Origin of the sequence: Frankia alni ACN14a (genome assembly GCF_000058485.1) — a bacterium.
Taxonomy (GTDB): Bacteria; Actinomycetota; Actinomycetes; order Frankiales; family Frankiaceae; genus Frankia; species Frankia alni.
The window spans coordinates 7,350,486-7,367,039 of sequence record NC_008278.1; the positions used below are offsets into that span (position 1 = coordinate 7,350,486).

Annotated in this window: 12 protein-coding genes and 1 tRNA gene; 10 read left to right on the plus strand and 3 right to left on the minus strand. The window is 73.6% G+C overall.

Going from position 1 to position 16,554, the window contains the following annotated elements:
* Positions 1 to 89 precede the first annotated feature (89 nt).
* A complete protein-coding gene (locus FRAAL_RS29445) occupies positions 90 to 2,189 on the plus strand; it encodes a protein kinase domain-containing protein (protein ID WP_372667114.1) in 2,100 nt (699 codons plus the stop codon).
* Between the two features lie 43 nt (positions 2,190 to 2,232).
* Here FRAAL_RS29445 and FRAAL_RS29450 read toward each other — a convergent pair whose 3' ends face one another.
* Positions 2,233 to 2,868: a TetR/AcrR family transcriptional regulator gene (locus FRAAL_RS29450; protein WP_011607782.1), complete on the minus strand. Its 636-nt coding sequence runs from the start codon at positions 2,866 to 2,868 to the stop codon at positions 2,233 to 2,235.
* 287 nt (positions 2,869 to 3,155) lie between these two features.
* Here FRAAL_RS29450 and FRAAL_RS29455 point away from each other — a divergent pair, with 287 nt between their 5' ends.
* Complete coding sequence (locus FRAAL_RS29455; protein WP_011607783.1) at positions 3,156 to 3,965, plus strand: HNH endonuclease family protein; 810 nt, start codon at positions 3,156 to 3,158, stop codon at positions 3,963 to 3,965.
* Between the two features lie 496 nt (positions 3,966 to 4,461).
* Here the strand turns inward: FRAAL_RS29455 and FRAAL_RS29465 are convergent.
* A tRNA-Leu gene (locus tag FRAAL_RS29465) sits at positions 4,462 to 4,544 on the minus strand.
* A gap of 160 nt (positions 4,545 to 4,704) precedes the next feature.
* On the opposite strand from FRAAL_RS29465, the gene FRAAL_RS29470 reads away from it, so the two are divergent.
* Genes FRAAL_RS29470 through FRAAL_RS29505 form a run of 8 tightly spaced genes read left to right on the plus strand, consistent with a single transcriptional unit; the run spans position 4,705 to position 15,440 of the window.
* Positions 4,705 to 6,102, plus strand: coding sequence for an FHA domain-containing protein (locus tag FRAAL_RS29470; protein WP_011607785.1), 1,398 nt, complete (start codon positions 4,705 to 4,707; stop codon positions 6,100 to 6,102).
* Positions 6,103 to 6,108: 6 nt separating this feature from the next.
* Complete coding sequence (locus FRAAL_RS29475; protein ID WP_011607786.1) at positions 6,109 to 6,606, plus strand: FHA domain-containing protein FhaB/FipA; 498 nt, start codon at positions 6,109 to 6,111, stop codon at positions 6,604 to 6,606.
* Positions 6,603 to 8,033, plus strand: a complete 1,431-nt coding sequence (locus FRAAL_RS29480; RefSeq protein ID WP_041939970.1) for a Stp1/IreP family PP2C-type Ser/Thr phosphatase — start codon at positions 6,603 to 6,605, stop codon at positions 8,031 to 8,033. The genes FRAAL_RS29475 and FRAAL_RS29480 overlap by 4 nt, the downstream gene beginning before the upstream one ends.
* A 13-nt stretch (positions 8,034 to 8,046) precedes the next feature.
* Complete coding sequence (locus tag FRAAL_RS29485; RefSeq protein WP_011607788.1) at positions 8,047 to 9,543, plus strand: FtsW/RodA/SpoVE family cell cycle protein; 1,497 nt, start codon at positions 8,047 to 8,049, stop codon at positions 9,541 to 9,543.
* Complete coding sequence (locus FRAAL_RS29490) at positions 9,540 to 10,985, plus strand: peptidoglycan D,D-transpeptidase FtsI family protein (RefSeq protein ID WP_041939971.1); 1,446 nt, start codon at positions 9,540 to 9,542, stop codon at positions 10,983 to 10,985. Before FRAAL_RS29485 ends, FRAAL_RS29490 begins: the two co-directional genes overlap by 4 nt.
* Positions 10,982 to 12,652, plus strand: a complete 1,671-nt coding sequence (locus FRAAL_RS29495; RefSeq protein ID WP_011607790.1) for a serine/threonine-protein kinase — start codon at positions 10,982 to 10,984, stop codon at positions 12,650 to 12,652. Before FRAAL_RS29490 ends, FRAAL_RS29495 begins: the two co-directional genes overlap by 4 nt.
* Positions 12,649 to 14,754, plus strand: a complete 2,106-nt coding sequence (gene pknB / locus FRAAL_RS29500) for a Stk1 family PASTA domain-containing Ser/Thr kinase (protein ID WP_011607791.1) — start codon at positions 12,649 to 12,651, stop codon at positions 14,752 to 14,754. Before FRAAL_RS29495 ends, pknB begins: the two co-directional genes overlap by 4 nt.
* Before the next feature lie 35 nt (positions 14,755 to 14,789).
* Complete coding sequence (locus FRAAL_RS29505) at positions 14,790 to 15,440, plus strand: aminodeoxychorismate/anthranilate synthase component II (RefSeq protein WP_041939972.1); 651 nt, start codon at positions 14,790 to 14,792, stop codon at positions 15,438 to 15,440.
* A gap of 13 nt (positions 15,441 to 15,453) precedes the next feature.
* On the opposite strand, the gene FRAAL_RS29510 is transcribed toward FRAAL_RS29505, so the two are convergent.
* A complete protein-coding gene (locus FRAAL_RS29510; protein WP_083866962.1) occupies positions 15,454 to 16,329 on the minus strand; it encodes a DUF881 domain-containing protein in 876 nt (291 codons plus the stop codon).
* Positions 16,330 to 16,554: the final 225 nt, after the last annotated feature.

Consider the following 16,554-nt stretch of genomic DNA (forward strand, 5'->3'; position numbering starts at 1 on the left):
TCCGGGCCGTGCGTGGGATCGGGAGCTGAGAGGCATTCGCGTGACAAGCAGTGGGCAGCGGTCGTGATCACATCCCTGGGGTGCTGACCGTGGTCGACGACGCCGCGGGCCCGAACCCCCGCCGCACCGACCCGGGCGACCCGCTCAACCCCCACGAGCCGCGGTCCATCGGTCCCTACGCCCTCGTCAGCCGCCTGGGCGTCGGCGGGATGGGCACGGTCTACCTGGCTCGCAACACCGCCGGGCGGCGGGTCGCCGTCAAGGTGATCCGGCCTGACCTCGCGGCCGACGAGGAGTTCCGTCGGCGGTTCCGGGCCGAGGTGGAGGCCGCCCGGCGGGTCGCCCCCTTCTGCACCGCCGAGGTGCTCGACGCCGATCCGAACGCGCCGGCGCCCTACCTGGTCACCGAGTTCATCGACGGCGTCCGGCTGGACGAGCAGGTCGAGTCCGGTCCGCTGGCCTCCTCGACCCTGACCGGTCTGGCCGTCGGGGTGGCGACGGCCCTGACCGCCATCCACAGCGCGGGGCTCGTGCACCGCGACCTCAAACCGAGCAACGTGATGCTCTCGCTGTCCGGCCCCCGGGTGATCGACTTCGGCATCGCCCAGGCGCTGGAGGGCGCGAAGGCGAAGCCGACGGCGTGGGGGTTCGGCTCGGCCGGCTGGATGGCGCCCGAGCAGGTGCACGGCCAGCCGATCGGACCCGAGGCGGACGTGTTCGCGTGGGGCATCCTCATCGCCTACGCCGGCACCGGCCGGCACCCCTTCGGTGACGGCTCGGACATCGAGATCGGCATGCGCATCGTGGGCTCCGCCCCGGATCTGCGCGGCCTGCGGGAGCCGCTGGTAGGGCTGGTCAGCGCCGCTCTGGCGAAGCATCCCGACGACCGGCCGAGCGCCCGGGAGCTGTTGCTGCGGCTCGTCGCGCAGCCGCCGGCCCGCGGCGGCCCCGCCCTCGGGCCGGCGATCGGCCAGGTCGAGGAGCTGCTCAACCGCACCGGAGAGGTGCCCCGCCCGGCGCCGACGCGGGTGGGTCCGGCGACCTCGGCCCCCGCCCGCCGCCCGCCCTGGGACGGTGCCCCGGCGGTGCGGCCCGCCACGGCCGTCCCCCCGGGCCGCGCGCCCGCCGCGGACCGGGCTCCGGGTGCCCACGGGCCCGGCCCGGCGCCGGTGGGTGGCCCGGCGAACAGCGGCCGGCCGCGAGGCACCCCCTACCCGGCGACCGCCGGCCCTCCCGGTGGTCGCGGGCCGGCGGCCGGGCCGGGCGCACGCCCGTCCCCGGACGCCCGCGCGCCGTCCCCGCCGGACAACCGCCAGCCAGACGGCCGCCAGCCGGACAGCCGCCAGCCCGCCGCACCGAGCGGCCGCCAGCCGGGCGGGCCGGCGCCGGGCACACCACCCGCGGCCAGGTGGGCCGGTCCGGGCGGCCAGCGCGCACCGGGCCAGGCGCCGGGACCCGGGCCCCAGCCGGCGCGGATGGCCGAGCCGGCACGGATGTCGGGACCTGCACGGATGCCGGCGCCGGCACGCGTCCCGGAGCCCGCGCGGGTGCCGGGTCCCGCGCCGATGCCGGGCGCCGCCGACACCCCCTACCCGCCGTACCCACCGTCCGCCCCGCCCCGGCGCGGACCGGACCGCCGGCAGCTCGCACTGATCGTCGGAGTCGTCGTGGCGGCGCTGATCGCCATCGCGGTCGTCGTCGTCCTGCCGGGCCGCGGCGGCGGGGCTGACGCCGGCCGGCCGCCGGGCTCCACCGCGACGGTCGCGGGCGGTGCGTCGGTCACCTCGAGCCCCACCCCCACCGCGGGGCTCGGCCTGCCGGCGACGGACGGCCGGCTGGAGTTCGTCGTGGCGGGCATCGACTGCTCGAAGTCCCAGCTGGGCGGCGGGCTCCTCGCGCTGCGCGCGAGCGGCAGGTTCTGCCTGGCCCAGGTGACGGTCCGCAACACCGGCGACACCGCCGCGGCGCTGGACAACGCCACCGAGCTGCTCTGGGACGACCACGGCGACCGGCACGAGGCGAACTTCCTCGCCCGCTTCAAGCTGGACGAGAATCTGTGGGACTCCATCGACCCCGGCGAGACCAAGCGCGGCACCCTGGTCTTCGACGTCCCCCGCGACGCGCAGCCGCAGGAACTCGAGCTCCACGAGAGTGCGCAGAGCGACGGGGTCCGCATCCCGGTCCGCTGACGGCCGCAGCCGCCGGCCGGCGGCCGTCGGCAGCCAGCAGGCCTCAGCCGACGCTCGGCGAGGTCTCCCCGGTGCCCGCCAGCGCGGTGTAGGCCGCCGCCGGCACCGGCAGCTGTTCGCCCCGGGAGTCCGGCCGGAAGCCGGCCAGGATGATCTCCAGGGAACGCCGCCAGGACCCCGGTGCGACCCGCTCGGTGAGATCCACGACCAGCCGCAGCGACCGCATCAGGACCAGCAGGTCGGCCAGCACCACGTCGCTGCGGACGGTGCCAGCCCGCTGGGCCCCGGCGAGCATCGCCGCCACCGGTGGGACGACCTCGGCGATCATGCGTTCCGCGGTGTGCCCGCTCCACAGCCGCTGGGCCAGGAAGGCTCCGTGGCAGGGATCGGCCGCCAGCACCCGCACCACGAAGCAGTGCAGCGCGCTGGCCGCCGGTTCCGTGGCGGCCACCGTCACGGCGAGCTCACGGATGTCGTCGACGGTCGAGCGCAGAATCGCCTCGACGAGCGCGTCCTTGTTCGGAAAGCGTCGGTAGAGGGTGCCCATGCCGACGCCGGCGCGGCGGGCGATCTCCTCGACGCCGACGTCGTTTCCGCGTTCGACGAACAGCTCCCGAGCGGCGGTGAGGATGCGGGCACGGTTCAGTTCGGCGTCGCGGCGTAAGGGCCGGGCTGGCACAGCCGACGATCGCGGCGACGCGGACGGGACGGCAACCACGTGCTACCCGCGGGGATGGGACGGCGTCGGGGCGGCAACCTTCGCCAGCAGTCTGAGCATGGCAGCACACTGTAGGGGATTGACCGGCTACGGTGCGATGCTTCGCGCCAAGAACTGCTCTTTTCGGGTTGTTCCAACCACCAGGGCCCACGATCTCCCGCTAACGTGACTCTCTGCCCGGACGGGCGTCAAGCGGGCAGAGACGTTCTTCCCGTGGACCCGGGGCGTCGAGGTGGCGGGGCGTCGAGGTGGGGAGTCAGGTGCGGACGAGCGCTGTCGGTGCTGCGGGGGGACAGGCAGGACCGGACGGACGGCCGGGATCGCCCGGGCGGATCAGGTCCGTCGGGCTCGCGCTGCTGCTCGCGGTGGCCACGGCGCTGGTCGCCTGCGACAGCCTCGGCGACCAGACCGGCGCGGCGGATCCGGGCGCGGCGAGCTCGGCGGGCTCGGCGGGCTCGTCCGCCAGGGGCGCCGCGGGCTCGGCGCTCGCGCTGCTTGCCACCCTGCCGGTCCGCGTCGAGGACAACTCGCCGAAGTACCAGCGCGACGAGTTCGGCACCGCCTGGTCCGACGTCGACCACAACGGCTGCGACACCCGCAACGACATCCTGCACCGGGACATGCGCAGCACCACCGTGCGGCGCTCCGACGGCTGCACGGTGCTGACCGGCGAGCTCACCGATCCGTACACGACCCGGATCATCCGCTTCGACCGTTCCCGCAACGCCTCGGCGGTGCAGATCGACCATGTCGTGCCGCTGGCCGACGCCTGGCGGACCGGCGCACTCGACTGGACCGACGCCCAGCGCCTGCAGTTCGCGAACGACCCGGAGAACCTGCTCGCGGTGGACGGCCCGACGAACCAGCGCAAGAGCGACCACGACGCGGCCGAATGGCTGCCGCCCAGCCCCGGCGAGCAGTGCCCGTACATCGCCCGCCAGGTGGGCCTGAAATCGCGCTATCACCTGTGGGTGGTGGCGGCGGAGGCCCAGGCGATGCGAACCGTTCTCCAGAAGTGCCCCGCCCAGCCGGCCCTGGGCACCACCGCCGCCCGCTAGACCGCGGGCCCGCCGCCCGGCCTCCGACCTGGATGATCTTCGTTTCCGCGGACCCCATACCCGCGGCATGACCCGCCCCCGGGAGGGTCTGGCACGGTCCTGACGGTTCCGCGGAACCGCGCCGACGCCATCGGAGGCGAGCCCGACGTCAGGACGACCCCGACGTCAGGACGACCCCGACCCCCACGATCAGCCGTCCACTTCGCGACAGTCACCCGCCCGACCCACCCCCGAGGCCGCACCCCGTGGGGTGGCCACCGGGCCCACCCCCGCCCCGAATGGTCGCCCTAAGACCCCAACTAGCTACTTTGTGCCAGCCACAACGACCCCGCACCAGACGGGGTGGTCGACCCAGGCACCAAAAAAAGACGCACCCCCGCGCCCCCCGCCACCCACCCGACCAGGCCAGGCCACCGTGGGGGGCTCGGGGGGCTCGGCCCCCCCGGCAAAATAAGGAAGCCCCCACCGGCGCAGCACGCACCGGTAGGGGCTGACGTGGGCGAGGGGGGAGTTGAACCCCCACGTCCGCTAGGACACACGGACCTGAACCGTGCGCGTCTGCCATTCCGCCACTCGCCCGAGTGGGACTATCTCTTAACCAGGGGACACGCTATCACGTCGGAGATGTCCGCTGCGTCGGGGGGTCGCCTACCGCGGTGGACCTGTCAAGCGGCCGAGCCGTGGGGCGTCCGCGCCCTGGGGCATACGATCTCACAGACCGGGAGAAGGGAGGTCGAGCATGGGCGTGCTACAACGCTTCGAACGGCGCCTGGGCGGCCTCGTCGAGGGTGCGTTCGCCAAGGTGTTCAAGGGCGGGGTCGAGCCCGTGGAGATCGCCAGCGCGCTGGCCCGGGAGACCGACGACCGGCGGGCGGTCAGTTCCAACCGCGTGCTGGTGCCCAACGAGTTCGCGGTGGAGCTCGCCAGCGGCGACTTCGCCCGGCTCTCCCCGTATGACCGAGCGCTGTGCGACGAGCTGGCCGAGATGGTTCGCGAGCATGCGGCCGAGCAGCGCTACACCTTCGTCGGCCCGGTGTCCGTCCGGATGTCCGAGGCGGCCGACCTCGACGTCGGCGTCTTCCGGATCCGCAGCAGCGTGGCGGCGGCGGACCCGGGGGTCGTCAGCGGGCGACGCGGCCGTCCGCGCCCGAGTGCGCCCGGCACCCCCCATCTACTGATCACGACGAAGGCCCCGGGCGGGACGGGGGGCGGCGGGGAGCGGGAGTACCCGCTGGACGCCGAGACCACCGTCATCGGGCGCAGCGTCGAGTGCGACATCCGGCTGAACGACACCGGAGTGTCCCGGCGGCACGGGGAGATCCGCCGGCTGCCGGACGGGCAGTTCCTCTATGTCGACGCCGGCTCGACGAACGGCAGCCTTGTCAACGGCCGTGCGGCCACCCAGGTCAAGCTCGTCAGCGGGGACCGGATCGAGCTTGGCACCGCGACCATCGTGTTCCGCCGTGAGGACGGCCGGGGCAGCGTCGCAGGCCGGACGCCCTCCCGCGCGACCCCCCCGCCGGAGCGGATCGGGCACCGCACGACGGCCCCGCCGGACCGGCGCCCCACGCCCCCGCCGGACGACCCGTACCGGCGTGGCTCGACCCCGCGCGGCGGCCGGCCGGAGCCGTACGAGGAGCGGGAGCCGCGCGGCGGCCAGCCCTACCCGACGGATCCCTACCGGGACCGTCCCGCCCGGGCGGGCAGCGACCCCGGCTACCGTGGGCGCGGCCACGACCAGGGGTCGGATGTCGGCCGGGTCCGTGACCAGGCCCGTCCGCCCCGCCGCGATCCCGGCCCCCGGGACCCGGGCCGCGACACCGGACCGGATCGCCCCCTGCCTGATCGCTCGCTGCCGGATCGCCCGCTGCCGGATCGTGGCGGGCGAGACCCGTATCGCCGCGATCCGCGAGACCGCCGCGACGACGGTCCCCGCCGGCCCGACCCCTACCGGGAGGACGCCGTCGACCGCTACCGCGAGCCGGCCCGGCCCGCCCGCGGCGCGGCGGGGCCCGACGGCGGCCTCGAACCGCTGGACGACGTGTACGACGCGCAGACGTACCTGCCGGGCCAGCTCGACCCCCCGGCGGGCGGCGACGGTGGGCGTGGGCGGTCGCGGTCGGATCGGGGCTGGTAGCGGCCGATGGATCCGACCGAGCCCAGCGAACTCGTCCTGCTGATCGTCAAGATCGGTTTTCTCGCCCTGCTGTGGGGATTCGTCCTGGTCGCCGTGCGCGCCGTCCGGCTGGACATGTTCGGCCCGACGAAGCGTCAACAGCGGCGCGAGCCACCGCCGATGGCGCGGCCCACACCCCCTCGGACCCCGCCACAACCGGCACGCAAGCCACAGTCTCCGAGCAAACTCGTGGTGACCAAGGGGCACTTGGCAGGCACAACGATTCCCCTAGGATCGTCACCTGTCACCATCGGACGGGCACAGGACTCGACTCTGGTCCTCGAGGATGACTTCGCATCAGGGCGGCATGCGAGACTCGTGCCCCACGACGGACAGTGGTTCGTCGAGGACCTGGGCTCGACCAATGGCACATTCCTCAACCGTTCGAAGGTGACCAGTCCCATGCCGGTACCTCTCGGCGCGCCGGTCAGGATCGGGAAGACGGTCCTGGAGCTCCACCGGTGAGCCTCAGGCTTCACTTCGCCGTCCGCTCCGATGTCGGGCACGTACGGGAAGGAAACGAAGACTCCGCCTACGCCGGGCAGCGCCTGCTGGCGGTGGCCGACGGCATGGGGGGGCACGCCGCGGGCGAGGTCGCCAGCTCCATGGTGATCTCCCGACTGGCCGACCTCGACGACGACATCGACAGCGACGACCTCGTGACGGAGCTGAACGAGGCCGTCCGCGACGCCAACCGTCAGCTGCGCGAGATGTCGCTGGAGAACAGCGCCCTGGACGGCATGGGCACCACGGTGACCGCGGTGCTCTCCTCCGGCGACATGCTCGGGGTCCTGCATGTCGGGGACTCGCGGGCCTACCTGCTGCGGGAGGGCATCCTCAGCCAGGTCACCCACGACCACACGCTGGTGCAGGACCTGGTCGACCAGGGCCGGATCACTCCCGAGCAGGCGAACACGCACCCTCAGCGCTCGCTGCTGATGCGGGCGCTGGACGGCCGCGAGGTCGAGCCCGACCTGTCGGTGCGCCAGGCCCGGGACGGGGACCGCTACCTGCTGTGCACCGACGGCCTGTCGGGGGTGGTCAGCGAGGAGACGATCCTGGAGACGCTGCTGCTGCCCACCCCGCAGGAGGCGGTGGACCAGCTCGTCGACCTGGCGCTCAAGGGCGGCGGCCCGGACAACATCACGGTCGTCGTCGCCGACATCTCCGAGGACCACGGCGAGAGCCGGCCCTACCCGCTGGTCGCCGGTGCCGCGGCGGAGAAGCGGGTGGTGCCCGGGGCCGCGTCCGCGCGCAGCGGGCCCGACCCGCGCTACCCGGACACCGAGTCCGCGGCGGCCAAGGCGGCCCGGATCGGCCGGTCGGGCTTCCACCGCCGGGACCGCCAGGAGCAGGCCAGCGACCGCGGCGACGGCGAGAGCGACGACGCGGACGGAGAAGGGGACGGCCGACGCCGCTCGGGTCGGCGGATCCTGTTCGTCTCCACCGTCGTGTTCGTCCTCGTCGTCGCGGGGGCCGCGGCGGGGTGGACCTACGTGCGCGGCCAGTACTACGTCGGCGTCGACGAGAACGGGCGGGTGGCCCTGTTCCAGGGGGTGAAGGGCAGCATCGCCGGCGTCCATCTCTCGTCGAAGGTCTCCCACAGCGACCGCCTGCTGTCCGAGATCTCCCCGGCCGATCAGGACGATGTGCGCCACGGCATCCCGGCCAACAGCCGGGACGAGGGGAAGCAGATCATCGCCCAGCTGCACACGCCGGCCCCCACGCGGCAGCCGGTCACCGCGACGCCCAGCCCGTCCCCGACCAACCGTCCCAAGTCCCCGTCGCTGGACCCCGCCGGTCTGATGTCCGCGGCGTGCCAGTCCGCGAGCCCCGCCGGCGCCGCCGTCCCAGGCTGCCCGAGCACGCCCGTACCCACCACGTCCCCGTGACCTCAGGCCAGCGATGACCCGCCCGCCGATACCCCTTCCTCCGCTGCGCAGGCCGAGGTCGGCGGACCTCACCGCGACGTTCGCCGGCCTGCCGCTGCCCCAGGGCACCGACCTGCCGCCGTACCGCCGCCGCGAGCTCGTCCTGCTGGTCTTCGCCGGGGTGTTGGCGACCAGCGCGCTGGCCGCGCTGACCTTCGCCGACATCGGCGAGCTCTCGCTCGGCATCTTCTCGATCGGCCTGGGCTTCTTCTGCCTGTGGGCGCTCGCACACCTCGCGGTCCGCCGGTTCGCGCCGGCCGCCGATCCGGTGCTGCTGCCGGTCGTCGTCGCCCTCAACGGCCTCGGCCTGGTCATGATCTATCGGCTGGACCTGGCCAAGAGCCAGGCGGCCAAGCAGGCCGGCACCCACATCCCGCCCAGCGCCGCGCAGGTGCAGCTCGTCTGGACGCTGCTGGCGGTCGTGGTCTTCGTCCTGGTGCTGGCGCTGGTGCGCGACCACCGCAACCTCTCCCGCTACGCCTACACGGCCGGGCTGATCGGCATCGTCGGCCTGTTGCTGCCCATCGTGCCGGGCATCGGCACCTCCATCAACGGCGCCCGGCTCTGGCTGCGGGTCGGGCCGTTCTCGTTCCAGCCCAGCGAGGTCTCGAAGATCATTATTCTGATCTTCTTCGCCGGCTATCTGGAGAACAAGCGGGACGTGCTGTCCCTGGCGTCGCGGTCCGTGCTCGGGGTGAAGCTGCCGCGCGCCCGCGATCTCGGCCCGGTCCTGGTGGCGTGGCTGGCGAGCCTCGGCATCCTGGTGGTGCAGAACGACCTCGGTTCCTCCCTGCTGTTCTTCGGCATGTTCATGGTCGTGCTCTACGTCGCCACCGAGCGGGCGTCGTGGTTCCTGATCGGGTTCGTGCTGTTCATGATCGGCGCCGTGCTCGCGCACAGCTTGTTCAGCCACGTCCAGGTCCGCGTCGACGGCTGGCTGCACGCCTTCGACGGCGACAACCCGTCGAGCACCTCCTACCAGCTCGTCCAGGGCCTGTACGGGTTCGCGGCCGGCGGGCTCACCGGCACCGGCCTCGGCGAGGGCCACCCGCAGAAGGTGCCCTTCGCCAACACCGACTTCATCATGGCCAGCCTCGGCGAGGAGCTGGGGCTCACCGGGGTGATGGCGATCATCACGCTGTACGCGCTGATCGTGCTGCGCGGTATGCGTGCGGCCCTCGGCGCGAAGGACGCCTTCGGCAAGCTGCTGGCGACCGGGCTGTCGTTCACCCTGGCGCTCCAGGTGTTCGTGCAGGTCGGCGGGGTTATGCGACTCATCCCACTGACCGGGCTCACCCTGCCGTTCGTCTCCTATGGTGGGTCGTCCATCGTGGCGAACGCCGCGATCATCGCGTTGCTGTTGCGGGTCAGCGACAGCGCGCGCCGTGCGCCCGAGCCGGCGTCGGACGCCCCGCTGTTCGATCCGGGCGCGGTCGCCGACAGCCCCACCCAGGTGGTGAAGACGACATGAACCGCCCGGTGCGCAAGGTCGCCGTCGCCTGCCTGGTCCTGTTCGCCGCGCTGCTGGTGAACGCCAACTGGCTGCAGGTCGGCGAGGCGAGCGACCTCAAGACCCAGCCGACCAACGGCCGCCAGATCACCGAACGGCTCGAACGCGAACGCGGGGCGATCCTGGCCGGCGACGTGGAGATCGCGCGGTCCACCCCGTCGAACGACCAGTACAGGTTCCAGCGGCAGTACCCGGCCGGCTCGCTCTACTCCGACGTCACGGGCTACTACACGCTGTTCACCGCGGCCGGGCTGGAGCGCTCCCAGGACGTGTTCCTCTCCGGCGACGACGACCGGCTGCTCGCCAGCCGGGTGACCGGCCTGCTCACCAACAAGCAGCGCCGCGGCGGCTCCGTGGTCACCACGATCGTGCCCGCGGTCCAGCAGGCCGCCGCGCAGGCGCTGGGCAACCGCAAGGGCGCCGTGGTGGCGCTGGACCCGTCCACCGGTGCCATCCTGGCGATGGTGACCAGCCCGTCCTACGACCCGAGCCCGCTGGCCAGCCACACCGAGAAGACGGCGACCAACGCCTACGGCGTGCTCTCCGGCGACCCGGCGCAGCCGCTGCTGAACCGGGCGACGCAGCAGACCTATCCGCCGGGGTCGACGTTCAAGCTCATCACCGCCGCGGCGGCGCTGTCAGCGGGTCGCAGTCCCGACACCCGCGTGTCGGCCCCCGACGAGCTCCAACTGCCGCTGAGCACGGTGCGGCTGCCGAACTTCGACGGCGAGCGGTGCGGCGACGGTGAGACCGACACGATCATCCATGCGCTGACGATCTCCTGTAACACCGCCTTCGCGCAGCTCGGCATCGATCTCGGCGCCGAGACGTTGCGCCGGCAGGCCGAGGCGTTCGGCCTGAACTCGACCTTCCCCGACTTCCCGCTGCAGCAGGCCCGCAGCGTGTTCCCGACCAAGCTCGACGGTGCGCAGACCGCGCAGTCGGCGATCGGCCAGTACAACGTCCGGGTCACGCCCCTACAGATGGCGGAGGTGGTCGCGGCGATCGCCAACGGTGGCACCGAGATGAAGCCCTACCTCGTCTCCGAGCTGCGTGGCCCGGACGAGAAGACGATCAGCCGGACCGGTCCCAAGGAACTCGGCAAGCCGGTGAGCAGCGACGTCGCCGACGAACTCAGGACCATGATGGAGAGCGTGGTGACGTCGGGAACGGGCCGCAAGGCGCGCATCGACAACGTCTCCGTCGCCGGGAAGACCGGAACCGCGGAACACGGCACGGGCGAGCCGCCGCACGCCTGGTTCGTCGGGTTCGCCCCGTCGGACGCGCCCAAGGTGGCGGTCGCCGTCATCGTCGAGGACGGCGGGGGTGAGCTGAGCACCGGTGGTGCCATCGCCGCCCCCGTCGCGAAACAGGTCATGCAGGCCGCATTGGACAGACCATGAACAACTCGCCGGGTAACCCCACCTCACCGTCGCAGCCGTTCGCGGGCGCCGCCTCGCCGAACACCGTCCTGGACAACCGCTACCGGCTCGACGGCCGGATCGCCGCGGGCGGCATGGGCGAGGTCTGGCGGGGCCTCGACCAGACCCTCGGTCGCCCCGTCGCGGTGAAGCTGCTGCGCCCGGAGTACGCCAGCGACGAGTCGTTCCTGGTGCGCTTCCGCGGCGAGGCCCGCCACGCCGCCCGGCTGTCGCACCCCGGGGTCGCCTCGGTCTACGACTACGGCGAGGTCGCCACCGCGGACGACTACCCCACCGCCTACCTGGTGATGGAGCTGGTGGAGGGCGAGCCGCTGTCGGCCGCGCTGCACCGGGAGAAGCGGCTGTCGCCCGAGCGGATGCTGGACATCCTCGGCCAGGCCGCCGACGCGCTGCAGGCCGCCCACGCCCTCGGCGTCGTCCACCGCGACGTCAAGCCCGGCAACCTGCTGCTGCGCCCGGACGGCGCCGTCAAGGTCACCGACTTCGGCATCGCCCGCGCGGTGGACGCCGCCCCGCTGACCGCCACCGGCATCATGATGGGCACGGCGTACTACGTCTCCCCCGAGCAGGCGTCGGGGCGGCCGGTGACGCCGGCCAGCGACGTCTACTCGCTCGGCGTCGTCGCCTACGAGTGTCTCGCGGGTCGCCGGCCCTTCGACGACCGCAACCCGATCGTCGTCGTGATGGCCCACCAGCAGGACACTCCGCCCCCGCTGCCCGCCGACGTCCCGTACCAGGTGCGGGCCCTGGTCGAGTCGGCCATGGCCAAGGACCCGGCCCGCCGGCCGAGTTCCGCAGGCGCGTTCGCCCGCTCCGCCGCGGGCATCCGGCGCAGTCTGTGGAGCCCGGACACCGGTCGATGGCCGGGCCCGGGCGACGCGCCGGACGCGACCGCGCGCCACCCCGGTCCGGGCACCGGCCTGCCCCCCTCGGGGCCCGGCAGCCGCCGGCCCACCTCCCGTAACCGGCCGCCCTCCTGGGTCACTCCCCCGCCGCCGACCAGCGGGCGAACCAGCGGGCCGGGCCGGGCCGGCGCCGGGTCGGACCACACCCAGGCGGTGCCCGGCGGGCCGGCGGGCCCCCCGCACGGCGCCGCCGAGCTGCCCGCGACGGCGATGCACAGCCCGTCGTTCGGTCCCGACACGGGCTATGGCGACCATCGCGGCGAGCAGGGCGGCTACGGCGCCGAGACGGCGTACGGCGAGCAGGGCTACCGGGCGGGCGACCGCGGCGACCGGGCGGGCGACCGCGGCGACCGCCGCGACAGCCGAGACCCGGGCACCCTCTACCGACCGGGTCCCCCGTCGTGGTCCCGGCCACCGGGCGGCCCGCCAGGCCCGGCCGAACCGGACCCGGCTCGGCCGGGCCGGGCGGCCCGGCGCCGATCCGGCCCGGCGGCCCGACGGCCGATGCCGCTACCGGTCCTGATCATCCTGCTGGTCCTGACGGTCGCCATCACCGCCTTCGTGACCAACAAGCTGTTCTCCAGCAAGGGCTCCGAATCGAACTCGGCGGCCACTCCACCAGGAGTGGTGTACGCGAACGCATTCGGTGATGAAATCGTCAGCGGCAACGCCGGGTCGGCGCTCTCCGACGCGGGAGGGGCGACGGCAGGGGAGTATTCGTGACCGACGCGACGGAGATGTACACACCCGACGCGGCGCCGCAGCTCATCGGTGGCCGCTACGAGCTGGGCGCGGGCATCGGCTACGGCGGGATGGCCGAGGTCTTCCGCGGACGCGACATCCGGCTCGGGCGTGAGGTCGCGATCAAGACGCTGCGTCCGGACCTCGCCCGCGACCCCACGTTCCTCGCCCGGTTCCGGCGGGAGGCGCAGTCCTCGGCCGCGCTGAACCATCCGGCGATCGTCTCGGTGTACGACACCGGCGAGGACGTCATCAACGGGACCCACATCCCGTACATCGTCATGGAGTTCATCGAGGGCCGGACGCTGCGCGACGCGCTGCAGGCCGAGGGCCGGTTCACCGAGCGCCGCGCCATGGAGATCACCTCCGACGTCTGCGCCGCGCTGGACTACAGCCACCGGATGGGGATCATCCACCGGGACATCAAGCCGGCGAACGTGATGCTGAGCCCGGACGGCTCGGTCAAGGTGATGGACTTCGGCATCGCCCGCGCCACCACCGCGACGTCCTCGACGATGACGGCGACGGCGGCCGTGATCGGCACCGCCCAGTACCTGTCCCCCGAGCAGGCCCGCGGGGCCCGCGTCGACGCCCGCAGCGACGTCTACACCACCGGGGTGCTGCTCTACGAGCTGCTCACCGGCTCCCCGCCGTTCCGCGGGGACAACCCGGTGGCAGTCGCCTACCAGCACGTCCGCGAGGATCCGGACCCGCCGTCCGCGCACGACCGCGACATCTCCCCCGAGGCCGACGCGATCGTGCTGAAGGCGATGGAGAAGGACCCGGACGACCGCTACCTCACCGCGGGTGAGATGCGCGACGATCTGGAACGGGCGTTGGCGGGACGCCGGGTGCAGGCGATGATGGGAGGTGGTGGCGCCAGCGGTGCCGCCACCACCCTCGGCCCCGCCGCCACCGCCGGTACCGCGCTGCTCGGCCGGGGCGACCGGGCGGGCTACCCGACCCGGGACCGCTACCCCGACGACCGGTTCGACGACGACGCGACCTCCTACCGCGACGACGCCTACGACGACGGCCGCTTCGGCACCGGTCCGTTCGACCGCTACGACCTCACCGGCGCCATCGACCGCCGGGCGGTGCCGGACCAGCAGCGGTCGCAGACGTTGAAGTACGTCCTCGCCGGCCTGAGCATCGTCGTCGTGTTCGTCGCGGTGGTCCTGCTCGCGACCACCTTCCTCGGCGGTGGCGGCGGCGACCACACGGCCAAGTCGTTCACCATGCCCAAGGACCTCGTCGGCCAGTCCGAGCAGTACGCCCGTGCCCGCCTCCAGAGCGCCGGCTACACCGGGAAGCCGACGATCGTCTCGGTGGACGCGCCGGACATGGCGGGCCGGGTCACCAAGGTGGACCCGGACGGGGGCAAGCAGGTCGACGTCGACGCGGTGGTCACCCTGTCGATCGGCAAGGCCGCCGGCGACATCGCGATCCCGGCCGACCTCGTCGGCAAGTCGCAGGCCACCGCGGAGGCGGAGCTGCGCGGGCTCGGCCTGGTGCCGAACTCGGTCCCCTACGCGAACGCGACGAGCCACAAGGTCGGCACGGTCGACAGCACCGATCCGCAGGTGGGTTCCGCCGTCAAGCCCGGCAGCACCGTCCTGCTGAACGTCGTCAGCGACAACGTCAACGTCCCCGACGTGCGCAACCGCTCCTTGGACAACGCCGTCGCCGAGCTCGGCCGCTTCGGCCTGAAGGCGGCCCAGCAGTCGGTGGCGAACAACAACGTGGCCCCCGGCACCGTCGTCGACCAGCAGCCCTCCGGTGGCAACGTCCCCCGCGGGTCGACGGTCCAGCTCTCGGTCGCCGCCCAGGTCCAGACGACCCCGCCGCCGAGCCCCACCCAGACCCCGCCGAGCGACCAGCAGCCGACCGAGCAGCCGGACACCGCCAGCCCGAGCCCCGCGGCCACCCAGCCCCAGCCGAACCCGTCCCCGAGCCGCACCGGCCTGCTCGGTGCGGTCGGCGCCAACCGTGGCAGCGGCACCGGCGCGGGCCCCGGCGCCGGTGGCGGTGGCGGCGCAGGTGCCGGAGCGCCGCAGAACGGGACCGGGACCGGGACCGGATGAGTCCGAGTACCGAAAAGCAGGGAGGTGGCGCGCTGATGCGCATCCTGGTCGTCGACAACTACGACTCGTTCGTCTTCAACCTCGTCCAGTACCTCGGCCAGCTCGACACCGAGTGCGTGGTGCGCCGCAACGACGAGATCACGCCGGCGGAGCTCGGCGACCTCGGTGTCGACGGCGTGCTGCTGTCCCCGGGGCCGGGCACGCCCGAGGCGGCCGGGGTGAGCATCCCGATGGTGCGCGAGTGCGCCCGGCGCGGCACCCCCCTGCTGGGGGTGTGCCTGGGACATCAGGCGATCGGCGTCGCGTTCGGGGCGACGGTCGACCGCGCACCGGAGCTGCTGCACGGCAAGACCTCCCAGGTCCACCACGACCGCGTCGGCGTCCTCGCGGACCTGCCGTCGCCGTTCATCGCGACCCGTTACCACTCGCTGGCCGTGGAGGAGGGCACCCTACCGGCCGAGATCGAGGTGACCGGCCGGACCGACAGCGGCGTGGTGATGTCGCTGCGCCATCGCGAGCTGCCACTCGAGGGCGTGCAGTTCCACCCCGAGTCGGTGCTGACCCAGGGCGGTCACCTGATCCTGGCGCGCTGGCTCGACCAGTGCGGCGACGGTGGCGCCGCGCGCCGGCTGGCACCCGAGCTGTCCGCCGAGGTCGAGACCCTGCGAGCAGCCGCCTTCGCCTGAGCCGGTCTCCGGCTCAGTCCGCCCGGCCCGTCGCGTTGCCCGGGCGGGCGAGGGTCGACGGCCCGTCGTAGGCGGGCATCCTCATGTCCGCGACCTCGCTGACGCGGTAGCCCAGCCGGTAGGCGGCGACGTACTGCTGGTAGATCGCGATCTGCGGGCTGTCGCGAAGCGCAGAGCGCAGAGCGGCCAGGCCGCCGATCGCGGTGATCCGAAACGGCGGTGAGAAGACCTCGCCATGCAGCAGCAGCGTGTTGCCCACGCACCGGACGGCCGTCAGGGCGGTGACCCGCCGATTCATGATCGTCATCGCCTCGGCGCCGCCGGCCCACAGCGCGTTCACGACCGCCTGCACGTCCTGTTGGTGCACGACCAGATCGTCCGGCCCCGGAGCGAGGATCCCCGCCGGATACGGGCCGCGGCGGCTCTCCCGCGGCGCGTCGTCAAGCTCCACGGTCAGCGCCGGCCCGTGCACCGGCGCCAGCCCGGCGGCCGCCGCCAGGCCCGTGACCGGCCCCCCGCCGGTTCTCGGCGACCCGCCGGACTCCGCCGCCGGCCCGGTCGCGGCCGAGCCGGTCGCGGCGGCCGCCGCGGGCCGGCGGGACGCCTCGGCCACCGCGTCGCGTCGCGCCGCGACCCGCTCCGACTCGTCCCCCACGACCTCGGCGATGCCGCCGGGACCCAGGGCGGTGCTGGCCGGGGAGTCGCGCACGCCGTCAGGATCGGCGAACGGTCCGGCGCTGGCGGCGGCGACCCCGGCCAGCAGGCCGAGGCAGCACACCAGCCCGATCGCCACCAGCCGCCGAGCTCGCCGGCCACCCGCCCAGCCGCCGGCAGTCCGATTCCAGCCAGCCAGCCGAGCCGCGCGGATCAGCCGGCCCGCGCTCGCCATCCGACGCCCCTCCCCCTGTCGGCGGATCACCGGTCGGCGGCGCGCGGACACGCCACCACGGACCCGGCCGGGCGATCCGTCCGCCGCGTCGGAGGTATCGCCTCTCGCCGCAGGCTACGCGGCCGGCGACACCCGCGATGCCACGTCGCGACGATCGCCTGACCCCGGTCACCAGCCGCTGCCCGCGCTTTACCCGCTGCCCGCCGTCCAATGTGTTGCCCGCCG

Bases quoted from the DNA above. Each gene is read 5' to 3' on its own strand.
- FRAAL_RS29495 (WP_011607790.1), top strand. From the start codon at position 10,982: ATGAACAACTCGCCGGGTAACCCCACCTCACCGTCGCAGCCGTTCGCG.
- FRAAL_RS29485 (WP_011607788.1), top strand. From the start codon at position 8,047: ATGACCCGCCCGCCGATACCCCTTCCTCCGCTGCGCAGGCCGAGGTCG.
- FRAAL_RS29470 (WP_011607785.1), top strand. From the start codon at position 4,705: ATGGGCGTGCTACAACGCTTCGAACGGCGCCTGGGCGGCCTCGTCGAG.
- FRAAL_RS29475 (WP_011607786.1), top strand. From the start codon at position 6,109: ATGGATCCGACCGAGCCCAGCGAACTCGTCCTGCTGATCGTCAAGATC.
- FRAAL_RS29490 (WP_041939971.1), top strand. From the start codon at position 9,540: ATGAACCGCCCGGTGCGCAAGGTCGCCGTCGCCTGCCTGGTCCTGTTC.
- FRAAL_RS29505 (WP_041939972.1), top strand. From the start codon at position 14,790: ATGCGCATCCTGGTCGTCGACAACTACGACTCGTTCGTCTTCAACCTC.
- FRAAL_RS29510 (WP_083866962.1), bottom strand. From the start codon at position 16,329: ATGGCGAGCGCGGGCCGGCTGATCCGCGCGGCTCGGCTGGCTGGCTGG.